Genomic DNA, 4,681 nt, shown 5'->3' on the forward strand with positions numbered 1-4,681 from the left:
GTCCATGTCGGGGATCGCGGTCAGCGTGACCGGCTCGTCGGTGTTGTTGGCGATGAGCTCGCCGTCGGCGCCGGCGATCGACTCGCCGGGCTGCAGCGTCACGTCGCGGCGGGGGCGGACCCAGGCCGGGTCGGGTACGTCGATCTGGCGGGCGCCGTGCAGCGCCGCATCGTAGAAACCGCTGGTCAGCGCGGAATAAAACATGGTCTCTCCTTATTTGCCAATCGCGCGCACAAACACGCCGGATGTGTTGGCTGCAAAATAGACCTGCACTTGTGTCAGCGTACTGGCGCCGCCGACACCAACAGCGGTAGCCGGGTTGGCCCCGTTGGCAGAGCACGCGACAGTTGACAGGATGGCAGCGGGGAACGCGACCGGCAGCGTCACCATCATGCTGCCGGCGACAGATGTGCCGGTAGCTGCATAGACCCATTGGTCAATTTCCCCTGCCGGGCCTTTCTTGTAGCCGTTTGCCGACAATGACGCGCCGAACACCCCTGCGCTGGGCGAGTTGGCGAGTTGCGTCGAGCCGCCGAACAGCAGCCACAGCCCGGCGCTGTTGGTCACCAACATCACCGAGTCGCCTGGCGTGACCACGATGGACGACAGATTGAGCGACGTGAAGATCGCATCGGCCCCCTGTTTGGCGATCGTCACCGGATAGTTGGAGGTGTTCTGGAACAGCGCGATGGTGCCGTTGGGGCACGTATTGGCGAGCGGCAGTGTCACCGTCACCCCTGCGGCTGAGGGGTTCAGCTGGAAAAACTGGTTTGCGTTGGCCGCCGTCAGCGTCGTGTTGCCGGTGATGGCGTTGACGTTGGCCATCTGCACCCCGGCGCGCCGAACGAACCCTGTCGTGGCGGCCTTGGTACTGTCGTCGTTTTGCGCTGCTGTCTGGAACACCCCGGCCGAACGCAGTGCAGCCAGCAGCTGCGCCGGATTATTCACATCCAGCGCAATACCGGCAGCAGCAATAATGGCGCAAATTTCCTCTTGGACACTGTTGAACCACTCATAACCGGGAACCGTTGCCGGCACGCCGCCGCCCGGATTCGGGTTGGCAAAATAACCTGGTGTACCCCCGGCAGGCGCGGCAGGCAGCACCGCCACCGCCGTCGATCGTTTAACACGTTGCATTTGAGTCTCCTGTTACGAATAGGCGAACAAGGCCAGCGTGTGCGCCGGCTTGTAACGGTTAATGACACATTCCATCAGCGCGTTTCCCCACACCTCGGTGGCCATCTCGGTGTCGTCATCACTGCGCAGCTCGCGCACGGTATTCAGTGTGGAATTGACCTGCCAGACGAATTCCCACGGCTCATCGGTCACGCCGTAGTCGCTGTGCATTTCGCTGGTGTAAGGGCGCCACTCGGTCAAGGTGATGCTGTAGCCGAGTGCGGCAGCCAGGTTGATAAAGAAGGCCGGCGTCTGCGCTCCCACCATGCCGACCTTGGCGACCAGCGCAGCGCGGCGTTCGGCGATGCTCTGCACAATGCCGGCCTGGCATATGCAGCTCTCCGGCAGGCCATAGACACGCTCCCAGTCAGCCAGCAGGGCCACGGTGGCGCGCGGATCATCCTCAAGCAGCAGCTGATCGCCGTCCGCCAACGCCAGATCGAGCGCATGGCCGTCGGCGGCCAGTTCACCGGCCAGCGCGGCGTTGCTGCTCTCCATGCTCACGGGAGGCAACAGCAGTTTCAGCAGGTCGACGTGCATCATGACAAGGTCACCGCGCCCAGCGTGGCCAGCTGGCTATGCGTGGCGTCCACCAGCGTGGTGACATTGGCACCGGGGGCGGTCAGACTGAAATCCAGCACCCCAGCGGTATCGCTGATCAGCGCGCGGATACGGCTGAGATAGACCGTGTCACCTGGTTTCAGCCCATTGAAATAGGCCGCCAGCGCCGTGGTGACGGCAGCCTGCACGGTGCCGCTCACCGCGCCCGGCTGCAGGGTCAGGGTCGCGGTGATGGCAACCGGCACGGCGGTGGGGGCCAGAACCAGACAATCCCCCTGCACCGGCCGCACGCTGTCCAGATAGGTCTGCACCGAGGCCAGCAATGGCGCCCCGGGCATTCCGCCAGCGGTGGCCTGTACGATCACATCCACCGTACCCAGCCCACGCCGGTTGGGATACACATAAGCCGCGCCGACGCCGGCAACGCTCATGGCCCAGCTGTAATAGTCATGCGCGGCGCCACCGCACGGCGGGTTGCGCAACATGAACAGCAGGCGGGCCAGCAGCGCGGCATCGGCTTCGATATCGCCACCGCCGCTCATGCTGGCAATACTGGCCGCGGACAGCACACCAACAGGCGCGGCGGTCAGCGTCAGCGCCGTGGCGGCTGGCTGATTGCCCGCTGCGCCGGCTATGCTGGCACTGGCGGCAAGCGACACCGTGCCAGCGGCGCCGATGGTGCCGCTGACGGTGGTCAGATAGGCCACACCGGCGACAGTTTTCGCCTCGGTGCCCAGCGGCACACTGCTGCCGGCCGTGCCGCTGAAGACGATACTGCCGCTGGCGGCCACGGCCGGCTTGCGGGTCAGCCCGCGCAGCGAGGCATGGCGCTCCAGGTAATCGCTGTCGGCCGTATCCGGCAAAATCTGCCGGGCCAGCCATTGCTGATGCTGATACAAGCCCTCGACGGCGGCCGCCGTGGCATTGGCGCGCACAGCGTAATCGCCGTCGAGCGCCACATTGGCGCCCGGCAACTGGCTGGCGATGTCGCGCAGGATGGCGTCACGGATGATGCTGTAATCAGGAACGGTTAAAGCCATGACTCACTCCCTCAACCCATGCGGCTGGTCTGTACCGCCAGCGTGCCTTCCGCTGCGCCGGCATTCGGCGCATCCAGCTCCCAGCGCCATACCCACAAACCAGCGGTGCTCAACAAGACGTCAGCGTGATAGCGGCCGATCGCATCGCGAATGATGTCGGCGCTGCCGCCATACAACAGCGTCAGCACACTGCCTGCCGGCTGCTTCAGCAACAGGCGCACGGTGCCGGGGTCGACAGCCACGCCGCCGCTGTCCTGCACCGTGAGCGAGATGCGCACCACCTCGCCGGGGAGGTAGGCCTCAGACACGCGACACCTCCACTCGCAGGCTGATCATGCGCGCATGGCTGCCCTCGCACGTCAGCGGGCGCTGACAGCTGGCGCTCAGGCGATAGGGCTGCAGCCAGCGGTAAAAAACGGACAGCAGACTCATCTCAGATCCTCAACAGGGCGCTGGTCAGCAGGAATGCCGCCTGCGCGGTGGCGCCGTTGACGTAACGGGCGCGGTGATAGCGGGCGGTGACAAACACCGCCACCTCGCGCGCCTCGCCAGCCGCCACCGCCTGAGGTGGTGCCGCCAGTCGCCAGGTGACGTTGTCGGTGGATTTCTCGAGGTACAGCGTGCCGGCCTGATCGGCAAAGGCGTTGGCCACAAAGCGGGCGTAACCCACCGTGCTACCGGCATCGCGGCTGGCGCCGGTGGTGCTGGCGCCAGCGCCAAGCGCGGTGCTGCTCTCGGTGTAGACGGCGCCGCCACTGCTACCGATATTGGCCGTGCCCCCCACCAGCGTTACCGGCATGGCCAGCGATTGCGCCATGGCACGATTGCCGGCGATGTATACCGGCAGGTTGGCAAACTGCTCGATCGAACAGAAGCCGATGGTCCAGGTCGTGGCGCTGGCCGGCGCGCTGGCGGCGTTGAAGCTCCACAGGTACAGATAGAGATCGACGCTGTCGTCGGGGATGTGCTCGATACGCGAGCCACGACCCGACAAGCTCAGTGCGGTGCTGGATGTCGTTGCGCCATCCTCGACATGTACCTGCCGGCCATCCGCCCGTAGCTGCAGCAGGTGTCCGGGGCTGGCACTGCTGCTGCTGGTGATCGTCACGTCGCCCGCGGCCCAGCCGCTGCGCTGGCAGTCGAACAGTGCATTGGTGGCGGTGGCGCCGTTGAACAGCACGTGAATGTTGTTCCAGCCGAACAGATCGACCGCGCAGTTGCCGCCGACTGGCCAGCCGGCGACGGTAAAGGTCAGGCTCACGCCCGGCACCACCGAGGCAATCGAGTAGCGCCCCGGCACGCCGGCCACGCCGCTGATGGCGCCGATCATCATGCTCTGACCGACATTGGCATCGGTGAAGGCATGGCCAGGCAGTGCCACGGTGACGCTGGTGGCGCTGTTGACGGTGCAGGCCAGGCCTTCCCCGATTTTGTCGGCCAGCAGGACCTGGAAATTGTTGTTGGCAATGCGCTGGCTCAGCATGTGGCGCAGGCGCCCGATCCACGCGCCTCGCCAGCTGCGCTTGCTGCGCGCCAGCCATTCGGCGTTGGTGTCGGTGCTGGCGCCGACCAGCAGATTGCCGCCGCTCTGCGCAACGGTGACATTGGCACCCCGCGCGCGCTCAACGAAATAGGTGGCGTCGATGGCGCTGGCCAGGCTGGCCGCCGCCGCATAGACCCAGATATCTTCCCCCACCGGGCGTACAGGCAGCGCCGCCGCCGCTGCCTGTGGCGTGGCGCTGGCGACCAGCGGCGTGCCGGCGCCGGGCTCGACCGGCACCATTGCCTGCATGTGCAGGGTGCTGGTCCCTGATTGCCGGGTAAAGGTATCGACCTGGCCGGCCTGTTGCGGCAAATTGATCATTCACAATCCTTTCACAGCACCGTGACCGGGTGCATAAAAT

General features: G+C 65.6%; 7 protein-coding genes. All 7 read right to left on the reverse strand.

The window, feature by feature from the left end:
• Nucleotides 1–204, reverse strand: a 204-nt coding sequence (locus ABWL39_RS20715) for a hypothetical protein (protein ID WP_367796065.1), incomplete at its 3' end; no start/stop codon positions are given.
• Nucleotides 205–213: 9 nt separating this feature from the next.
• Nucleotides 214–1,137: a hypothetical protein gene (locus tag ABWL39_RS20720; protein WP_367796067.1), complete on the reverse strand. Its 924-nt coding sequence runs from the start codon at nt 1,135–1,137 to the stop codon at nt 214–216.
• A gap of 12 nt (nt 1,138–1,149) precedes the next feature.
• Complete coding sequence (locus tag ABWL39_RS20725) at nt 1,150–1,719, reverse strand: YmfQ family protein (RefSeq protein ID WP_367796069.1); 570 nt, start codon at nt 1,717–1,719, stop codon at nt 1,150–1,152.
• Nucleotides 1,716–2,777, reverse strand: coding sequence for a baseplate J/gp47 family protein (locus ABWL39_RS20730; protein WP_367796071.1), 1,062 nt, complete (start codon nt 2,775–2,777; stop codon nt 1,716–1,718). Before ABWL39_RS20730 ends, ABWL39_RS20725 begins: the two co-directional genes overlap by 4 nt.
• 11 nt (nt 2,778–2,788) lie before the next feature.
• Nucleotides 2,789–3,085: a hypothetical protein gene (locus tag ABWL39_RS20735; RefSeq protein WP_367796073.1), complete on the reverse strand. Its 297-nt coding sequence runs from the start codon at nt 3,083–3,085 to the stop codon at nt 2,789–2,791.
• On the reverse strand, nt 3,078–3,209 hold the full coding sequence (locus ABWL39_RS20740; protein ID WP_367796075.1) for a hypothetical protein: 132 nt from the start codon (nt 3,207–3,209) through the stop codon (nt 3,078–3,080). Before ABWL39_RS20740 ends, ABWL39_RS20735 begins: the two co-directional genes overlap by 8 nt.
• A 1-nt stretch (nt 3,210) precedes the next feature.
• Nucleotides 3,211–4,641 carry a hypothetical protein gene (locus ABWL39_RS20745; RefSeq protein ID WP_367796077.1) on the reverse strand — a complete coding sequence of 477 codons (1,431 nt, stop codon included), beginning with the start codon at nt 4,639–4,641 and terminating at the stop codon, nt 3,211–3,213.
• Nucleotides 4,642–4,681: the final 40 nt, after the last annotated feature.

It is taken from the genome of Chitinivorax sp. PXF-14 (genome assembly GCF_040812015.1).
In the GTDB taxonomy this organism is placed as follows: domain Bacteria; phylum Pseudomonadota; class Gammaproteobacteria; order Burkholderiales; family SCOH01; genus JBFNXJ01.

Excerpts from the sequence above, each read along its gene's own strand:
- ABWL39_RS20740 (WP_367796075.1), bottom strand. The coding sequence starts at position 3,209 with ATGAGTCTGCTGTCCGTTTTTTACCGCTGGCTGCAGCCCTATCGCCTG.
- ABWL39_RS20730 (WP_367796071.1), bottom strand. The coding sequence starts at position 2,777 with ATGGCTTTAACCGTTCCTGATTACAGCATCATCCGTGACGCCATCCTG.
- ABWL39_RS20720 (WP_367796067.1), bottom strand. The coding sequence starts at position 1,137 with ATGCAACGTGTTAAACGATCGACGGCGGTGGCGGTGCTGCCTGCCGCG.
- ABWL39_RS20745 (WP_367796077.1), bottom strand. The coding sequence starts at position 4,641 with ATGATCAATTTGCCGCAACAGGCCGGCCAGGTCGATACCTTTACCCGG.
- ABWL39_RS20725 (WP_367796069.1), bottom strand. The coding sequence starts at position 1,719 with ATGATGCACGTCGACCTGCTGAAACTGCTGTTGCCTCCCGTGAGCATG.